19 protein-coding genes and 1 tRNA gene are annotated in these 17,903 nt (G+C 43.8%); 17 read left to right on the forward strand and 3 right to left on the reverse strand.

The features are described 5' to 3' along the window. The first annotated feature begins 12 nt into the window (after positions 1-12). From folP to rplS, 10 genes are all read left to right on the forward strand, one after another. Positions 13-837, forward strand: coding sequence for a dihydropteroate synthase (gene folP, locus AC0VYA_RS07680; RefSeq protein WP_475490606.1), 825 nt, complete (start codon positions 13-15; stop codon positions 835-837). Positions 838-839: 2 nt separating this feature from the next. After that, positions 840-2,183, forward strand: coding sequence for a phosphoglucosamine mutase (glmM, locus tag AC0VYA_RS07685; protein ID WP_011574409.1), 1,344 nt, complete (start codon positions 840-842; stop codon positions 2,181-2,183). A 129-nt stretch (positions 2,184-2,312) separates the two neighbouring features. Next, positions 2,313-3,062: a triose-phosphate isomerase gene (gene tpiA / locus AC0VYA_RS07690; RefSeq protein ID WP_475490607.1), complete on the forward strand. Its 750-nt coding sequence runs from the start codon at positions 2,313-2,315 to the stop codon at positions 3,060-3,062. 9 nt (positions 3,063-3,071) lie between these two features. Beyond that, positions 3,072-3,443, forward strand: coding sequence for a preprotein translocase subunit SecG (gene secG, locus AC0VYA_RS07695; protein WP_475490608.1), 372 nt, complete (start codon positions 3,072-3,074; stop codon positions 3,441-3,443). Positions 3,444-3,455: 12 nt separating this feature from the next. Further along, positions 3,456-3,540, forward strand: a tRNA-Leu gene (locus AC0VYA_RS07700). 102 nt (positions 3,541-3,642) lie between these two features. After that, complete coding sequence (locus AC0VYA_RS07705) at positions 3,643-4,815, forward strand: ABC transporter ATP-binding protein (protein ID WP_475490609.1); 1,173 nt, start codon at positions 3,643-3,645, stop codon at positions 4,813-4,815. 501 nt (positions 4,816-5,316) lie between these two features. After that, a complete protein-coding gene (gene rpsP, locus AC0VYA_RS07710; protein WP_006994621.1) occupies positions 5,317-5,568 on the forward strand; it encodes a 30S ribosomal protein S16 in 252 nt (83 codons plus the stop codon). A gap of 30 nt (positions 5,569-5,598) precedes the next feature. Then, positions 5,599-6,129 carry a ribosome maturation factor RimM gene (gene rimM, locus AC0VYA_RS07715; protein ID WP_475490610.1) on the forward strand — a complete coding sequence of 177 codons (531 nt, stop codon included), beginning with the start codon at positions 5,599-5,601 and terminating at the stop codon, positions 6,127-6,129. After that, a complete protein-coding gene (trmD, locus tag AC0VYA_RS07720) occupies positions 6,129-6,926 on the forward strand; it encodes a tRNA (guanosine(37)-N1)-methyltransferase TrmD (RefSeq protein WP_006994623.1) in 798 nt (265 codons plus the stop codon). The genes rimM and trmD overlap by 1 nt, the downstream gene beginning before the upstream one ends. Then, a complete protein-coding gene (gene rplS, locus AC0VYA_RS07725) occupies positions 6,919-7,278 on the forward strand; it encodes a 50S ribosomal protein L19 (RefSeq protein ID WP_006994624.1) in 360 nt (119 codons plus the stop codon). Before trmD ends, rplS begins: the two co-directional genes overlap by 8 nt. A gap of 68 nt (positions 7,279-7,346) precedes the next feature. On the opposite strand, the gene AC0VYA_RS07730 is transcribed toward rplS, so the two are convergent. Further along, on the reverse strand, positions 7,347-7,730 hold the full coding sequence (locus tag AC0VYA_RS07730) for a VOC family protein (protein WP_475490611.1): 384 nt from the start codon (positions 7,728-7,730) through the stop codon (positions 7,347-7,349). A gap of 90 nt (positions 7,731-7,820) precedes the next feature. Between AC0VYA_RS07730 and soxR the strand changes: the two genes are divergently transcribed. The 4 genes from soxR to AC0VYA_RS07750 all read left to right on the forward strand — a co-directional run bounded on the left by soxR (position 7,821) and on the right by AC0VYA_RS07750 (position 10,866). After that, positions 7,821-8,276 (forward strand): redox-sensitive transcriptional activator SoxR, encoded by a 456-nt coding sequence (soxR, locus tag AC0VYA_RS07735; RefSeq protein ID WP_475490612.1) that lies wholly within the window; start codon positions 7,821-7,823, stop codon positions 8,274-8,276. A gap of 110 nt (positions 8,277-8,386) precedes the next feature. Next, positions 8,387-9,304: a 23S rRNA (adenine(1618)-N(6))-methyltransferase RlmF gene (gene rlmF / locus AC0VYA_RS07740; RefSeq protein WP_475491045.1), complete on the forward strand. Its 918-nt coding sequence runs from the start codon at positions 8,387-8,389 to the stop codon at positions 9,302-9,304. Positions 9,305-9,473: 169 nt separating this feature from the next. Further along, positions 9,474-10,064 (forward strand): sugar O-acetyltransferase, encoded by a 591-nt coding sequence (locus AC0VYA_RS07745; protein WP_475490613.1) that lies wholly within the window; start codon positions 9,474-9,476, stop codon positions 10,062-10,064. A gap of 10 nt (positions 10,065-10,074) precedes the next feature. Further along, on the forward strand, positions 10,075-10,866 hold the full coding sequence (locus tag AC0VYA_RS07750; protein WP_475490614.1) for a DNA-J related domain-containing protein: 792 nt from the start codon (positions 10,075-10,077) through the stop codon (positions 10,864-10,866). 68 nt (positions 10,867-10,934) lie between these two features. Here the strand turns inward: AC0VYA_RS07750 and AC0VYA_RS07755 are convergent, their stop codons facing one another. Continuing rightward, entirely contained in the window at positions 10,935-13,145 is a 2,211-nt protein-coding gene (locus tag AC0VYA_RS07755; RefSeq protein WP_475490615.1) for a M3 family metallopeptidase, read from the reverse strand. A gap of 424 nt (positions 13,146-13,569) precedes the next feature. Here AC0VYA_RS07755 and AC0VYA_RS07760 point away from each other — a divergent pair, with 424 nt between their 5' ends. The 3 genes from AC0VYA_RS07760 to AC0VYA_RS07770 are packed head-to-tail and all read left to right on the forward strand — an operon-like array spanning position 13,570 to position 16,498. Beyond that, positions 13,570-14,661 (forward strand): 3-deoxy-7-phosphoheptulonate synthase, encoded by a 1,092-nt coding sequence (locus AC0VYA_RS07760; RefSeq protein WP_006994631.1) that lies wholly within the window; start codon positions 13,570-13,572, stop codon positions 14,659-14,661. Positions 14,662-14,672: 11 nt separating this feature from the next. Then, on the forward strand, positions 14,673-15,800 hold the full coding sequence (gene tyrA / locus AC0VYA_RS07765) for a bifunctional chorismate mutase/prephenate dehydrogenase (protein WP_011574420.1): 1,128 nt from the start codon (positions 14,673-14,675) through the stop codon (positions 15,798-15,800). 29 nt (positions 15,801-15,829) lie between these two features. Continuing rightward, entirely contained in the window at positions 15,830-16,498 is a 669-nt protein-coding gene (locus AC0VYA_RS07770) for a DUF1275 family protein (protein WP_473479796.1), read from the forward strand. A 55-nt stretch (positions 16,499-16,553) separates the two neighbouring features. Here the strand turns inward: AC0VYA_RS07770 and pheA are convergent, their stop codons facing one another. Continuing rightward, complete coding sequence (gene pheA / locus AC0VYA_RS07775; RefSeq protein ID WP_011574422.1) at positions 16,554-17,753, reverse strand: prephenate dehydratase; 1,200 nt, start codon at positions 17,751-17,753, stop codon at positions 16,554-16,556. Between the last annotated feature and the right edge of the window lie 150 nt (positions 17,754-17,903).

Genomic DNA, 17,903 nt, shown 5'->3' on the forward strand with positions numbered 1-17,903 from the left:
CCAATCGCAATCATGAATTTTCGTCATAAAACATTAAAGCTTGATTCCCCTAAGGTGATGGGGATCTTAAACGTCACGCCTGATTCTTTTTCAGACGGTGGTCAATATGCGTTAATAAATAAGGCTATTGAACATGCAGCTGAAATGATTGCATCAGGGGCTGATTTTATTGATGTAGGTGGTGAATCCACTCGCCCTGGGGCCGCCGACGTTGCAGAGCAAGAAGAGCTCGACAGGGTAGTGCCAGTTATTGAAGCCCTTCAGGCGCGTTTTGATACAATCATTTCAATCGATACCAGTAAGGCTGCGGTAATGAAAGCCGCTGTGAATGCAGGTGCGGGGCTTATCAATGACGTAAGAGCATTGCAAGAGCCTGGCGCTTTGGAAGTTGCTACAACCGCCAACGTACCGGTTTGCCTGATGCATATGCGTGGTCAGCCTCGTAGTATGCAGAATGCGCCTCATTACGATAATGTATTCATTGATGTGCAAAATTTTTTATTGGCCCGAGCCAAGGTCTGTATTGAGGCGGGTATGAGTAAAGAACGTATTTTATTCGATCCAGGTTTTGGCTTCGGTAAAATTTTGAACCATAATTATAAGTTACTTGCGCAGTTGGAAACTTTACACAAATTGGGTTACCCCTTATTAGTAGGTATGTCTAGAAAATCTATGATAGGCCAGCTTCTTAATCGTCCAGTAGAAGAACGACTAGCAGGCAGTGTGGCGCTGGCGACTATTGCTGCGCTTAAAGGTGCGCAAATTATTCGTGTACACGATGTGAATGAAACGGTTGATGCGATTAAAATTGTATCTATGTTACAAAAGGAAAAATAATAATGAGTGACAGAAAGTATTTCGGGACTGACGGTATTCGCGGCAAAGTTGGCGAGAATTTGATTAACCCAGAGTTTGTAATGAAACTAGGCTGGGCTGCAGGAAAAGTACTTGCAGGCAGCGGTACGAATAAAGTCATTATAGGGAAGGACACGCGTATTTCTGGATACATGCTTGAGTCGGCTTTGGAGTCAGGCCTTTCTGCAGCAGGTATCAATATCGGCTTACTCGGGCCGATGCCGACCCCTGCTATCGCTTATTTAACGAAAACTTTTCGTTCTGAGGCAGGTATTGTGATCAGCGCGTCACATAACCCATATTATGATAACGGCATTAAATTTTTCTCAGCTGACGGCAGCAAATTAGACGACGACATAGAGCTTGCGATAGAAGCTGAAATGGACAAGCCAATGCAATGTGTCGCATCCGATAAACTAGGTAAAGCCGTGCGTATTGCCGATGCTGCTGGCCGTTATATCGAGTTTTGTAAAGGCAACTTCCCATCAAATCTATCTTTGAAAGGCTTGAAGATCGTTGTGGATTGCGCTCATGGAGCAACCTACCACATAGCGCCTAATGTATTAAGTGAGTTAGGTGCAGAGGTGATCGAAATTGGTACTGAACCTGATGGCCTAAATATTAATCGCAAAGTGGGGGCAACCTCGATGAAAGCGATTGTCGATAGCGTGATTAAGCACAAAGCGGACCTTGGATTTGCCCTAGACGGTGACGGTGACCGTATTATGTTGGTGGACCATCACGGTAATGTTATTGATGGTGATCAGATTGTTTATATCATCGCCCGGGATGCCCTCAAGTCAGGCAAGCTCAAAGGTGGTGTGGTTGGCACTGTCATGAGTAACTTAGGGTTAGAGGTGGCTTTGAGTACGTTAGGGGTGCCATTTGAGCGCAGTAAAGTAGGTGATCGATACGTACTTGAATTGCTACGTCAAAAAGGTTGGTCAATTGGCGGCGAAGGTTCGGGCCATGTATTGAATCTCGATGCAGCTTCAACTGGAGATGGTATTGTCGCAGGCTTGCAAGTATTGGCGGCGATGCTAAACGCTAATATGACCCTAAACGAGTTAAGCCGTGGGATGACCAAATTCCCACAAACCTTAATCAATGTCCGTTTCAACGAAGGCGACACACCTTTGGATGCGCAAGATGTTAAAAATAGTGTGTTAGAAGCTGAATCTGCATTGGGGGAAAGAGGAAGAGTACTATTGCGTAAAAGTGGTACTGAACCTCTCATTCGCGTTATGGTTGAAGCGAACGATGCAACCGATTCGCGCAAGTGGGCGGAACATATTGCAGACGCCGTGCGCAAGGCAACTGGACAATAAAACAGCAATATCAAATAGCGGCCAGTTATTTACTGAAGAAAGTCGTTAAAATTCAATTCTGCTACTTGTATATTGGTAGCAGGTTGGTTAATATCTCGCGCGCTTTTCACTGGCACTACAGGAGTTAGGATGCAAATGAATAACCGTCGACCTATAGTCGCAGGTAATTGGAAAATGAATGGCAATCTTGCGTTAATTAAGCAAGTTGAAGACGCATTTTCCAAGGCTGATGTATCTCATGTAGATGTTGTGGTGTGCCCACCGTTTCCTTATTTAGGTGGATTCAACGACAGTAATTTTGCCTTAGGTGGCCAAAATATCAGTCAATATGAATCTGGTGCGCATACTGGCGAAACCGCCGTAAGTATGTTGAAAGAAATGAAGTGCCAATACGTCATATTGGGGCATTCAGAGCGACGTGCTGATAACAACGAGTCAAATGAATTGGTTGCCGACAAAGTTGAGCTGGCTTTAACACATAAGCTCATCCCTTTATTTTGTGTTGGCGAACCAGAAGATGTGCGTGAAAGCGGACAATTATTCGATTTTATCGCGGCACAAATTGATGCGGTAATAAATAAAGTGGGTATTGCAGCATTTAACGGTATTGTTATTGCCTACGAGCCTATTTGGGCGATTGGAACTGGCAAAACTGCGAGTCCCGGACAAGCACAAGAAGTGCATGCATTTATACGTCAACATTTGGCAAAGCAAGATGGCGAAATTGCTAACCAATGCGTGATTTTATACGGTGGAAGCGTCAAAGGCAGTAATGCTGTTGAATTGTTTTCACAACCCGATGTTGATGGCGGTTTGATTGGCGGAGCCAGTTTAAATCCAGAAGATTTTTTAAGCATTTGCTTAGCGGCAAAGCGATAGAGGCGACAGATGTTTTACGAAGTTTTGATTGTAGTTTATTTGATAGTAGCGATTATGTTGATCGGCTTTGTTCTTATTCAACAAGGCAAAGGTGCAGACATGGGCGCATCGTTTGGTAGCGGCGGTTCAAACACTGTGTTTGGTTCAACGGGGTCAGGTAACTTTCTGACGCGTACTACTGCGATATTGGCTACGTTCTTTTTCGTGACCAGCTTAATTCTAGGTAATCAAACTGCGGATAAAGAAAAAGCAGTTGATGACTGGCAAAATATTGAAGTTCCTGTTTTAGATGAACCTGCTCAATCTACTACAGCACCTGTAGAATCTGATGTACCCGTTACTACATCAGACGCACCTGCGAGTGATGTGCCTCAAAGTTAAAAGAATTACCACGCGGATGTGGTGGAATTGGTAGACACGCAGCCTTGAGGGGGCTGTGGCTTAGGCCGTGGGAGTTCGAGTCTCCCCATCCGCACCATATTTTGGAAAAGGCTGTAACGTAAGTTACAGCCTTTTTTTATGGCACATATTTTCGTTAATTATCTTCGTCAATCTGCACGCAAATTGGATATTTTTATTCATGAGTCAAATTAGCCTACAAAATATTTCTACGGTGCTACGTAGCACGAGGAGCAGTTTTCGTTTCCCGCCAATATCCGCAGAATTTGCAGTGGGGGAATTTGTCGCTATTGTGGGTCCCTCCGGAGCAGGGAAGTCGACTTTACTTAGGCTGATTGCCGGTTTAGAGCACCTTACACAAGGAAGTATCTTTTTTGATGGTGAGTCTGTTGAGCATTTGCCGCCCCAGCAACGCAATGTCGGCATGGTCTTTCAAAATTACGCTTTGTTTCCTCACCTAAACGTGGCGGACAACTTAGGTTATGCCTTGAAAGTCAAAAAAGTCGCCCAGTCACAAGTTACCCATGAGGTTGCCCTCGTAGCTAAGCGTTTAGCCATTAGTGACCTACTCGAGAGATACCCTAAACAACTATCAGGAGGGCAAAGGCAACGCGTGGCTATTGGTAGGGCTATGCTGTCAAAGCCGCAATTATTTCTATTTGATGAACCATTTTCCAACCTCGATCCTGAGCTACGAACAGAAATGCGTCAGCAGTTGAAACGGCTGCATTTGGAGTTAGCCACCACCACTCTCTTTGTCACTCACGATCAACATGAAGCTATGGCATTAGCTCAACGTATATTGCTTTTAAGTCATAACGGTGTGGAACAGTTTGACACCCCTGAGAATATCTACCGTTCACCTAATAACGTTTACGTAGCTCGCTTTTTTGGTGAGCCTAAAATCAATTTATTTGTAGTAAAGGCTGACAAGCAAGGATTACAACTAACAGGAAAGATTGAGCATCGTATTTTTTGTGATGTGCCTGAAGTGCTGCACAAGCAAACGTTATTAATGGGGGTAAGACCAAGGGCATTTAGGGTTTCGCTTCTACCCATCCCTCAAGGGATCCAAATGCACGTCGCTAAAGTAGAGTACTTAGGCGATGTTCAGTATCTCTATCTGTCACCTTCGATTAGCTCGTCGCAGGTCATTGAGTCATCTAGCTCGACTGACTCGACCCTTTTGGTAAATAACATTGAATCAGAAGCAAATGGCGAGCTAGAACAAGGAAGTCATGTGGTGGTCGTTTTATCGAGTGAAGCCGTGGATGTAGGCCAAGTGATTTATCTTACTTTTACGCTGGCAGACACACTCTTGTTCGATGAAAACGAAAAACGTATTTCGCTTTAATTAAGCCTGTTTATCTCCCGCTATACGAATTCGGGTCTAAGTGTGAGCATTTTAGTGGTGAAATAGTCCCATAAGCTAACTGGACAAATCTGAATGTTACATTGCTGACTTCCTTGGCTGGGCCTATGCGCCAATTAATACTGAGTTGAATGTTACTGTTGTAACGTTGCTCGCTGCCCAAGTATCCACTTTGTTTAAGTCGCTCACAGTCTGATACAAAATGCCCGGCAAAGACGAGCCGTCTCTATTGTGTATTAACGCATGTACTTTACGTACAAGCCCCAATCCTCTGCGTCATTCACGGGGTTCTATACAAATGAGCCATGGGGATTACACAAGGCAGATAACTGAATTAAATCAATTGCCTATTCTTTACTAACTAGACTTGCAATCAAGCCTAAAATCCGTACAATACGGCGTCCTTTTATCTAGCAGTAAATCGTTAGATAGCTAAAAAGGTACATAAGTTAACGTTAACGCTACAACGAGTTTGAGGCATTTATGGTTACTATTCGTTTACAGCGTGGTGGCGCGAAAAAGCGTCCATTTTATCAAGTAGTGGTTGCTGACAGCCGTCGTTCACGCGATGGTCGTTTTATTGAAAACATCGGTTTCTTTAATCCAACAGCACAAGGTCAAGAAGAGCGTTTGCGTCTTGATCTAGACCGCGTAGAGCATTGGGTAGGAAATGGCGCAGGCCTTTCTGACCGTGTTGCTCGCTTGGTTAAAGATGCACAAAAAGCAGCTGCTTAATTGCAATTGCAAAGAAAGATTGAGGTATAAATGAGTCACGCGTCTGACACATTAGTGATGGGCAAAATCGGCGCACCTTATGGTGTTAAAGGTTGGGTCAAAATCACTTCATATACCGATGAATTAGACGGTATTTTTGGCTATACCCCTTGGCTTGTGGGCCAAGAAGGGAATACTAAAGAAATCGTCGTTGACCAATGGCGAACCCACAATAAAGGATTGGTTGCCAAACTGGTTGGGGTTGAAACAAGAGACGATGCTGAAAGTATCAAAAATCTCGACATTTCAATTAAAGCTCAACAGCTACCTCAGTTAGATGGTGATGAATTTTATTGGAGAGAGTTGGTCGGCATGCAAGTCGTAACCGAACAGGGTTACAACTTAGGTGTCGTGAAAGAATTATTCGAAACGGGTGCGAATGACGTTATGTTAATCAAAGCCAATTTGAAAGATGCTTTCGGTCAAAAAGAACGCATGGTCCCTTACTTAATTGACCAAGTCGTTAAGAAAGTGGACCGTGAGGCGAAGACCATACAGGTTGATTGGGATCCGAGCTTTTAATGAGTTCAGATACACAGCGTTGGTTTGGGGTAGTGAGTCTGTTTCCTGAAATGTTTCAGACTTTTACCGAACAGGGCGTAACAGGACGAGCTGTAAAAAGCGGTAAGTTGAAAGTAGATTTCTTTAATCCAAGAGACTTTACTCACGACAAACATCGTACTGTTGACGACCGACCATACGGTGGTGGTCCAGGAATGCTGATGATGGTTCAGCCTTTATTAGACGCAATTCGTGCAGCCAAACAGGCTGCCGAGAAAAAAACTAAGGTGATTTATCTCTCACCTCAGGGGAAAACATTAACACAGCGTGGTGTGAAGCAGCTTTCTGAAAATGAAAGTGTGATTCTAGTCGCCGGTCGCTACGAAGGTATCGACGAGAGAGTAATAGAAGCTGAAATAGACGAAGAATGGTCTGTTGGTGACTATATTCTCAGCGGTGGTGAACTACCTGCGATGATCTTAATGGATGCGGTCGCAAGACTGGTACCTGGTGTATTAGGGCATGCACAATCTGCCGAGCAAGATTCGTTTAGCGACGGTTTGCTAGATTGTCCGCACTATACCCGACCAGAAAACTTGAATGGCCAATCAGTTCCTTCTGTATTGTTGAGTGGGGATCATCAAAAAATCAAACAGTGGCGTGATAAACAGTCGCTAGGTAGAACCTGGCAACGACGCCCTGAATTATTAAACGACCTAGCTCTGACTGAGGAGCAACAACGTTTGTTAGATGAATATCAGCAAGAGTTGTTGCAGCAAAATGGCAGTTATTCTGGGATGAGAGGATATGATGAGTAAAGTCAATCAAGATATCATCAAGCGCATTGAAGAAGCACAGTTAAAATCTGATGTTCCTGCATTTGGCCCTGGTGATACAGTTGTTGTTCAAGTACGCGTTAAAGAAGGCGAGAAAGAGCGTCTTCAGGCATACGAAGGCGTTGTAATCGCTAAACGTAACCGTGGCCTACACTCTGCTTTTACAGTTCGTAAGATTTCTAGCGGCGAAGGTGTTGAGCGTACGTTCCAAACCCACAGCCCTGCAATTAGTTCAATTGCTGTGAAACGTCGTGGCGATGTTCGTCGTGCTAAGCTTTATTACTTGCGTGACCGTTCAGGTCGTTCTGCACGTATCAAAGAAAAGCTTAACTAATATTAATTTTGCGTTACCGTTAACTTATAAAAAAGCCCGCATTTTGCGGGCTTTTTACTGCCTGTTATTTAATCCGAGTAACTCACTACTTCAGCTTCAATTCTTTCACTGAGCATAAAGTAGAAACGTCTTCCCGGCTCATAATCCCCGTGGTTAAACGTTTTGAACCCTAGTGCTATGACGCATTTTTCTACGGCATCTAGCTCATTGACCAAGATCCCAATATGATTCACTTTACCTATGTTGCGATGATTTATATCGCCGTTTATGGAGTGCTTTGGCTTGTACAAAGCCAAGTAAGCCGTTTCTGACCCCACATGCACCGTATAACCATCATCTTTAGCAGCGCCTGACCAGCGAATATGCCAGTTAAATAACTGACAAAGTATTTCTGCCGTTTTGTCAGGGTCCGTAACGGTTAAATTAACGTGTTCAAACAGAGCTGGGCGCATAAGTATTCCTTTTTGTGACTGGATTATTGTATGGGGACAGCTTAATATCTAAAGCTAACTTTAGATCAAGAAAAAGTTGAGTTTAATTTTATGCCACAGGAACCACTGGTCAGTATCGGCTTTATCGCAAAGCGCACTGGTAACGCGGTCTCTTTAATCCGCTACTATGCCAACCAAGCACTTATTCCATCTGTTCGCACTCCAGGCGGCAGCCGCGTCTTTCCTCGTTCAGTCATACGCCGGGTGTCCTTTATTCTCATTGCACAAAATATGGGATACAGCTTGGATGAAATACGCCAACTACTAAAAGCATTGCCTGATAACCGAACACCGACAAAAAAGGATTGGACCGCCTTAAGTGAGATTTTTAATCAGCGTATTGAGCAGCGTATTGCTGAACTTACCCAACTTAAATCGTCATTAGCAGGGTGTATCGGTTGTGGCTGCCTGTCTTTAGACAAATGTCGTCTGTACAATAAAGAAGATAACATTGCGACAAAAGGCGCAGGGGCGAGATTTTTATTAGGCGATAGGCCGAATTTATAACCACATAATGGCGAGTAATCGGTTTCTCGATAAGCATGACAATAACCACAACAGTAAAGGCAAAAAAGTTGGCTGTGAATAATAAAAACGCACCACACACTAGCGCTACGATGCATCCGCGTAATGTACACCGAAACGGTTACCCAATGTCAGCGTTGTGTCAAAGTTACCCTACGCTTGATGCACATGTGATCAAGGCGAAGAGTGGTCAGCAGAGCATTGATTTCTCGAAAGCTGCGTCTGTTAAAGCGCTCAATGCCGCTCTGCTTATTCATTATTACGGGTTGAATATGTGGGATATACCCGAAGGGTATCTGTGCCCGCCGGTGCCAGGCCGAGCAGACTACATTCATAGTCTTGCAGACCTGTTAGCCAAAGACAATAAGGGCGTTGTGCCAACAGGTAATCGAGTAATAGGGTTAGATATTGGCGTAGGCGCTAATGCTATTTACCCGATTATCGGCAGCCAAACCTATGGTTGGGACTTTGTGGGCAGTGATGTTGACGACGTTGCACTGAAATCAGCGACGACATTAGCTAATAATAATCCCAAATTGAAACCCTTGCTCGCTGTGCGTAAACAGCACGACAAAGCATATATTTTTGCCGGCATCATTCAGCCCGACGACCATTTTACGTTTAGTCTGTGCAATCCGCCGTTCCATAAATCTGCTGAAGAGGCTGCCACGGGGAGTCTGCGTAAAGTAAAGGGACTTGGACGTAATAAGCAAAAAAGCAACAACACAAGTAACGCCCAACCGATAACGGCAAATAAACTTAACTTTGCTGGTCAAAGTAACGAACTCTGGTGTGACGGTGGTGAGTTGGCTTTTATACAGCGAATGATAAAAGAAAGTGTCGAGTATCAATCTCAGGTTGGTTGGTTTACCTGCTTAGTGTCAAAAAGTGTGCATCTTAAAGCCATTGAAACCAGTGCTCGTTACTTCGGGGCTAAGCAGTTTATGAAAGTTGACATGGGACAAGGCCAAAAAATAAGTCGGTTTGTGGCGTGGAAGTTTAGAGACTGAAAAATAAGGCTCGAAAGATCAACGCACGACAGTACAAGGGGTACTGTATTTCAACCTTGCTTCAATCGAATATTAGGTCTGAAAATCTTAAAAAAACAGCGTTATCTATACAGTGATACTTATCTTATGGCGAAATATCGCAACCAGAACCATTAATGCAGGAGTAACAATGGAAAAGCTAACTGAAAAAGAGAAAATGCTAACAGGCGAGCTATATTTTCCAAGCAATAAAATGCTGCAGCAAGACAGGGCCAAAGCGAAAGCTGCATGTCAGCAGTTTAATTTAGCATCTGAGGCTGAACGAAAATCCGCCATGAAAACTCTGCAAAATATATTTGCGGACTCACCTAATTCTTGGATAGAGCCCACTTTTTACTGCGATTACGGTTACAACATTCGGATGGGCAGAAACTTTTATGCTAATCATAATGTGGTTATTTTAGACGCCGCCGCCGTTACTTTTGGCGATGATGTGATGCTTGCCCCTGGTGTGCTTATTTCAACTGCGTCACATCCATTGGATGCGAAAAGACGTAACAAAGGCTTAGAAACGGCACGACCTATTACTATTGGAAACAGTGTGTGGATAGGCATGGGGGCGAAAATTTTAGATGGGGTGACGATAGGTGACAACGCCGTCATTGCTGCAGGGGCAGTGGTGAATAAAGATGTTGCTGCAAATACGGTTGTGGCAGGGGTGCCAGCTGTGGCAATTCGCCAAATTGACAACACGTCATTAGATGACGAACGTGCTAAGTAGCGAGCTTAGCGTGAGCCATGTTTCAGTGAAAGAAAAATGGCAAATGGTTACTCAGTCTTTACTTAGTGTTGTCGAAGCATTATTGCTTGCCCATCCCGAAGGAATAAGTGAATACAACTTGCTGAAATGCATGCAGACTTCGTCAGGTGAGTCTGAAGCGGCCTCGACTGCTAAATTTGAGCAGTGGAAAGCCGAAAACGCTTATGAGCGTTCAAATGGCACTTCTAGTGAACACTTGTCAGTGCAGCCAAGTTCAGATAACGCTGCGCTATTTTCATCGTTAACATTGAGTGAGCCCTTAGCTCTATTTCGCACTCACTTTGTGCTCTTCAATGGGTTATATCAGTTACGGCAAACTTGGCGAGAGCAGGGTATTGGTGATATCGATATTTATACTCTCAATATCCGACCTATACCGCTCAATATTCGACCGCTACCGCTCAATGCGCAGGGCAACAATAATAGTCTTTCGACAGCCGATCCTTTGGCGGAGTATTACTTGGATTGGGATAACCTCACAGAGACCTCCCAAGCTGAGGTGGAAACGTTGCTGGATAGCTTTTGGCTAAATTATCTGCAAGAAGAGCATCGCTGCGCGCAAAAAAAGTACGGTAATACACGACAGCTCGAGAAAAGTTATGCCGTGTTAGCGCTTCCTATTAATGCGCCATTAAAAGCAGTGAAGCGCCAATATCTGAAGCTTATTCATCAGCACCATCCTGATAAAGGCGGTGACGTGCATAGCGCACAGATGCTACAGGGAGCATATGCTTACATACTTGAAAATCAGGGAATTAGATAGGCTTACAACAGACACAAAAAAAGCCCTGCTAGACAGGGCTTTACATACTTATTTAGTCGTATAGTGACTTACTGCGCTTTCATTGTTTTTAACTGCTCATCAGACAGCAAACCACGACGCTCAAGCAAAGGCCATACTTTTGGATCTTGACCTCTGAAACGACGATACATGATCATCGGGTCTTCCGTGCCGCCAGTTTCAAGAACATGTGCACGATAGGCGCTCGCAGTGTCTTGATCGAAAATGCCGTTTTGGCTAAACACTTGCCATGTATCAGCATCATAAATGTTTGACCAAATGTAACCATAATAGCCTGACGCATACCCACCGGAAAATATATGCGAGAAATAGCCTGTACGATATCTAGGAGTAATTTGCGGGATCAAGCCAATCTCATCCATCGCAGCCTTTTCAAACGCATCTGCATCCTGTTCAGTGGCCGTTTCAAGGGTGTGCCATTTCATATCCAGTAATGCTGCCGCCATGTACTCTGTGGTAGCAAAACCTTGATTGAATTTACCCGCAGCTTGAATTTTATCAATCAGAGTCTGAGGGATCACTTCACCGGTTTTATAGTGCTTGGCAAACTGCGCCAAAACATCAGGCTCCATCATCCAGTTTTCCATCACTTGCGACGGATACTCTACGTAATCACGTGGTAATGAAGTGCCCGTTTGCGATTGATAGTAACCATCAGATAACAAACCTTGTATAGCGTGACCAAATTCGTGAAATAAGGTCGATGCTTGATCAAACGTAAGCAGAACCGGCGCGTCGCCTACAGGGCGAGGGTAGTTAAGCACATTGTAAATAATTGGCTTAACGTTCTCGCCAAACATTTTTTGCTGTTTACGGTAGGAGTTCATCCAAGCGCCACCACGTTTGCTTTCGCGTACGTAGTAATCCGTCATATAAACGCCAATGCTAGAGCCGTCTTTGTCGAACACTTCGAAGGTACGCACATCTGGGTGATATTTGGGAATATCTTGGCGCTCTTTAAAGGTTACTCCCCAAAGCTTTCCAGCTGTATAAAAAACGCCTTCGCGGGTTGCATCAAGAGAGAAATACGGCTTAGTTTGCGCGGCATCCAGATCGTAACGGGCTTTGCGAATTTTTTCAGCGTAATACCACCAATCGTAAGCTGCGAGCGTAAAGTCGTCGCCTTCTGCTTTGATCATATCTTGCATATCTGCTACTTCGTTTTTCGCTTGGGCTAATGCCGCTGGCCATACTTGGTCCAATAAGCCATAAACGTTTTCCGGGGTTTTCGCCATGGCTTTTTCAAGCACAAAATCCGCATAAGTTTTATAGTCAAGTAAGTGGGCTTTTTGGTAACGTAAAGAGGCTATTTTTGAGGCTAACATTTTATTATCGTCAGCATTATCGTTGTCTCCACGTTGAATGTAACCCTCGTATAAGGCTTTGCGCAAATCGCGATTTTCGGCGTAAGTCAAAAACGGATTTTTACTAGGGCGGTGAGTAGTAAATACCCATTTCCCATCGTGGCCCCGCTCAGTGGCCGTTACTGCCGCTGCGGCAATAATGTCATCGGGTAATCCTGCCAAGTCATCTTTGGCATCAATAACCAATTCAAAGGCGTTGGTTTCAGCGAGTAGATTCTCGCCAAATTGAACAGATAATTTAGACAGTTGACCGTTTAAATCACGCAGTGTCGCTTTATCTGCTTCGCTTAAATTAGCGCCGCCACGTACAAAAGATTGATAGCTATCATCAAGTAAGGTTTTCTGATCCACGCGCAAGTCTAGGTTATCTCTTTGTTCATATACAGATTTTACGCGAGCGAACAATTTAGCATTGAGATATATATCGTCATTTAACGCAGATAAGCGAGGAGACATCTTTTTAGCAATGCTCTGCATCTCTGTGCTGGTATCAGTGCCGTTTAGTGCGTAGAAAACAGTCGCCACATGATTAAGAGCTTGACCTGATTTTTCCATCGCTTCGATGGTATTTTCAAACGTCGGGGCTTCACTCGAAATAGCAATGTCGTCAATTTCCTGTTGGTTTTGGGCAATAGCAAAATCAAATGCTGGCTCGTAATGTTCAATTGTTATTTTTGAAAATTCAGGCACACCAAATGGGGCATTTGACTTGGCCAATAAAGGGTTGTTTTTTGTGATGTCACCATTTAATGGGGAAGTGTCTTGCTGGCTGGCTTTTTGTTGCGCCGCGTTCTGATTTGTTTGGCTTGCGGTGTCGGGCTGACACGCAGCAAGCATAACAGCCAATGCAACTGGGCTGAGTAATGCTTTTTTCATAGGGATCCCTGAGCTAAAAATTTGACGACTGTATTATCGTTCGATGTTGTTTATTGTGATTGTTCTTACTCTCGTTGACGTGAGTAATGCGAAAGACTATCGCGATCGGCTACCCAACCGCAAATTTGTTACTCTATATCTGCTGTAGAAAGTGTAAACACTGATGTGCAGTCATAAGCACTGGTTATTAAAGGGAGTTTTTGCATTTTTTTTGAGCGTAAATCAAGTGAAATAACGATTAAGACAATTAAATCTTGCGAAAAAAATTATCAAATGTTAAAAAGTCAATCAAATTACATAAAAAGTTAATTTGCAGTTGTAGTTATATGTTTACATTTAATCGGCCGCTTGCTTTAAACATGTTATTTCCAGTTCGACTGCCATGCAGTTCGTGTTTTACCCTTTACTTTGTGAGTCTAAGATTATGTTACGCGACAACATTAATAATATTAACGTTACCTCTGAACAGGTACTTGTTACCCCTGAAACCTTAAAGAGTGAGCTTCCTGTTACGGACCACGCTTTATCCGTGATCCAATCTTCACGTCAAATTATTTCTGACATTATTCATCGTCGAGATCATCGTTTTTTGGTTATCAGTGGACCATGCTCAATTCATGACATTGAAGCGGCAAAAGAGTACGCACTTAAACTCAAAGAGTTACATGAATCATGCAAAGACACGCTATACATAGTGATGCGAGTATATTTTGAGAAACCACGTACGACGGTCGGTTGGAAAGGGCTGATCAACGATCCACATATTGATGATACGTTTGATATTGAAACAGGTTTACGTAAAGCGCGGGAGTTACTCATTTGGTTGGCTGAGCTTGAAATTCCAGTTGCTACAGAAGCGCTTGACCCGATTAGCCCTCAGTATCTAGCTGAACTATTCAGCTGGTCGGCAATTGGCGCGCGTACTTCAGAGTCACAAACTCACCGTGAAATGGCGAGCGGCCTATCAATGCCTGTGGGCTTTAAAAACGGTACTGATGGTAGCCTAGGTATTGCTATTAATGCACTGCAGTCAGCGGCCTCAGGTCACAGTTTCATGGGGATAAATGGCGAAGGGCAGGTGAGTGTGATCCAAACGCAAGGTAACCCAGATGGCCACATTATTCTTCGTGGTGGTAAGCAACCAAACTATGATTCTGTTTGCGTGGCAGATTGTGAAGAAGAAATGCGCGCTGCAAAATTAAGTGCTGGTTTAGTCGTGGATTGCAGCCATGCAAACTCTAGTAAAGATTACCGCCGCCAGCCATTGGTAGCACAAAATGTGGTGAATCAAATACTCGGTGGTAACCAATCGGTGATTGGCATTATGTTAGAAAGCCATTTGAATGCGGGCAATCAAAGCAATAAGGGTAAGACCCCTAGTGAGCTAGAGTATGGTGTGTCTATCACCGATGGTTGTATCAATTGGGAATCAACAGATGAGTTAATTAATCACATGCGTGATAAACTTATTACTGTATTGCCTTTGCGGTTAAATAAACTTAACAGCCCAAATTAAAAGGAACTTGAATGCCAACCGAACTAGAAATATTACGCGACCAAATTGATACCCTAGATTCTGAGCTAGTGGCGCTGTTAGCAAAGCGCGCTGCGCTGACTGAACAGGTTGGTGTGTATAAAAGTAAGGTTGGCTTGCCTATTTATGTCCCCGCTCGTGAAGCCGAGTTGATCGAACAGCGCTGTGAACAGGCCAAAGCATTAGGTGTTCCTCCTGCATTAGTCGAAGACCTATTGCGCCGAATTATGCGTGAGTCTTATCACACGCAAAATAAGCGCTATATGTGTTGCGCTCCAAACGTTAACAATATTGTTGTTATTGGCGGCGGCGGCGCGCTGGGGCGTATTTTTGTAGATATGTTTACCCGAAGCGGTTACAAGGTCGATGTTCTTGAACAAAAAGATTGGCCTAGGGCCGATGAGATGTTCGCCTCGGCAAGTTTGGTACTTGTGGCCGTACCCATTAAGTTAACAGAACACATTATCGCCAAGCTAGATAACTTGCCAACGAATTGCATTCTTGCTGATATTACTAGCACCAAAGCGCTGCCTTTGGCTGCCATGCTCAAAGCCCATAGAGGCCCAGTGGTTGGCTTGCATCCTATGTTTGGTCCTGATGTGTCCAGTATGGTCAAACAGGTCGTGGTTGTGTGCCATGGCCGTGAAGAAGACAAATACCAATGGTTATTGCAGCAGATGCGTGTGTGGGGGGCAGCATTACAGGAAACTGATGCTCAAGAGCACGATGATTCAATGGTGTTTATTCAAGTTATGCGTCACTTCTCTAGTTACGTATTTGGTGCGCACCTGCTGACTGAAAACCCGTCGCTGGATCAACTTATCTCGCTCAGTTCGCCAATCTATCGATTGGAACTGGCTATGGTTGGGCGCTTATTCGCCCAAGATCCTGCTTTATATACGGATATCATTTTTAACAATAAAGACAGTGTTGCCGTACTCACTAGTTTCAGAGATACCTTTGATCATGCGTTAGATATGCTCAAAAAAGGTGATAAAGGCTCGTTTATTAAATTATTCTTTAAGATTGGCGCTTGGTTTGGCGATTATTCAAAGCAATCGTTGGTAGACAGCAAAAAGTTACTTCTTAAAGCGAACGACGATCGTACAATAAGCGAGTAAGACTCATCCATTAATAGTGTTTTAACATCATGATTTCACGTTTACCAAGGTGGGTGGAGTACGGCGCATTTATATTGGCTATGATAGCTGGTAGTGTCAATGCAGTAGGATTGTTAGGCTTTACCCATCAAGCTATATCTCATTTATCAGGCACCGCAACGCTGATTGGCGCAAGTTTAAGCCATGTGTCGTGGCAAGAATCGCTTCACCTTTTCGCTATTCTGCTCAGCTTTATGCTGGGGGCGGCTTTCTCTGGCTTTTTCTTACGTAATCGTACTCTCAAGTTATCTCGTCACTATGACTTTTTACTTTTCACCGAAGGATGCCTTTTATTGCTATCTATTTGGTTACTTAGAGATAATTACGCTGCTGGTCACTATACTGCGTCAGCTGCATGTGGTTTGCAAAATGCGCTAGCAACCACCTACAGCGGAGCCATTATCCGGACCACTCACATGACAGGGATTTTCACCGATTTGGGGATCATGCTAGGCGAACGGTTACGACAGAAAACCTTTGATAAACGCAAAATGATATTGTTTTTATTATTAATCAGCGGCTTTATTAGTGGTGGAGTGATGGGCACCAGTTTATTTACCTACTTCGGCTTTAACGCGTTGTTAGTGCCGTCATCACTATGCTTTGCGCTGGCGCTGAGCTATCGCGTTTATCGCAACAAAATGAAAAGAAGGCGCTAATTAGCGCCTTCTTTATGTCAAATCGACTCACCCTCTAGGTGAAAAGTCGCTTTAACTATTCTTCTTTAAGGGCATTTACTGCCGCAATTTTGGTCGGGTTTATTTCATCATTGGGATAGCAGCCCAATATTTTGAAATAACGAGTGGTATTTTTGAGCTCCTCGAGGGCGACTTGCATAGGCCCATCTTGAATATTACCTTCAACATCAATGTAAAACATCTCTTCCCATGGATTACCGGTAATAGGCCTTGATTCGAGTTTAGTCATATTGATGTTATTGCTTTTAAGTACCATTAAAGCTTCTACCAATGCACCAGACTTTTGTATTGTAGACATGACTAGGGTTGTTTTTGCCGGAACTTGCAACGGCACATTAACCGGTTGACGCGCAACCACGAAGAAACGGCTGTGATTCTCTTTTTGATTAGCAAGGTTAGACTTGATCGCATGCAAACCATACAAAGCACCACCTGCTTCACTGCCTATAGCGGCCACTGACTCACTTTGTAATTCATTCACCGTCATCATAGCTGTTGATGTGGCGTCACAGGTTATGACTTCCACATTACCGAGCTCAGCTAAAAAGTGACTGCACTGGGCAAATACCTGCGGATGCGCATATAAGGTTTTAATGCGGTGAACGTCGGTATTTTTAGAAACTAACAATGCATGTTTGATCGGGTGTGTTAATTCGCCAATGATTGACAGATGCGTGTGCTGTAATTGGTCGTACACTTCATTGATACTACCAGAGGAGGTATTCTCAATCGGCAATACGGCGTAGTCAGCCTCGTTGGTTTCTACTTTTTTGATGATTTCGCCAAAGCTTTGGCAGCCGATCTCTAAAAGTTCACCCGGGCGACGCGAAAAATATTTTTGTGTCGCAAGATAGCTATAAGAGCCTTTGTCCCCTAAAAACGCCACGCGATTAAGAGGCAGACTACTACCCGGATTCGCTCTTTCAGCCAACAGCGCTTGCTGATTAAGCACTGAATCTTCAATGATCACATGAAACAACTGAGTCACATAATGAGCATCGAGACCGTGGCCTTGACCGCGCTTAATCAAACTGACAAGCAGCTGTTCTTCGCGCTTATGATCCCTTACCGGAATATGATGGGTAATTTTCGTTTCAGCTACTTGATTGGTGCATTGCTGGCGCTCTGCGAGCAGCTTAAGTAACTGCTGATCAATTGAGGTAATTTGTTCTCTTAGTGTATCTAGCTCCACGACTGACATTTTACTCACTTCCATAAACGGGTTAAAAAGCCTTTTTGGTAAGGCATAAGTTCTTTGTATATAAATGATTTAACACAGGCTTGGCGCACTGGAACTATTATCAGTTAAGCTATCGAATCTATTAACTCGTGCGGCTTATGTCAATCATTACCTTATGCCAAAATA

Source organism: Paraglaciecola sp. QJM3NY_14, from assembly GCF_056173245.1.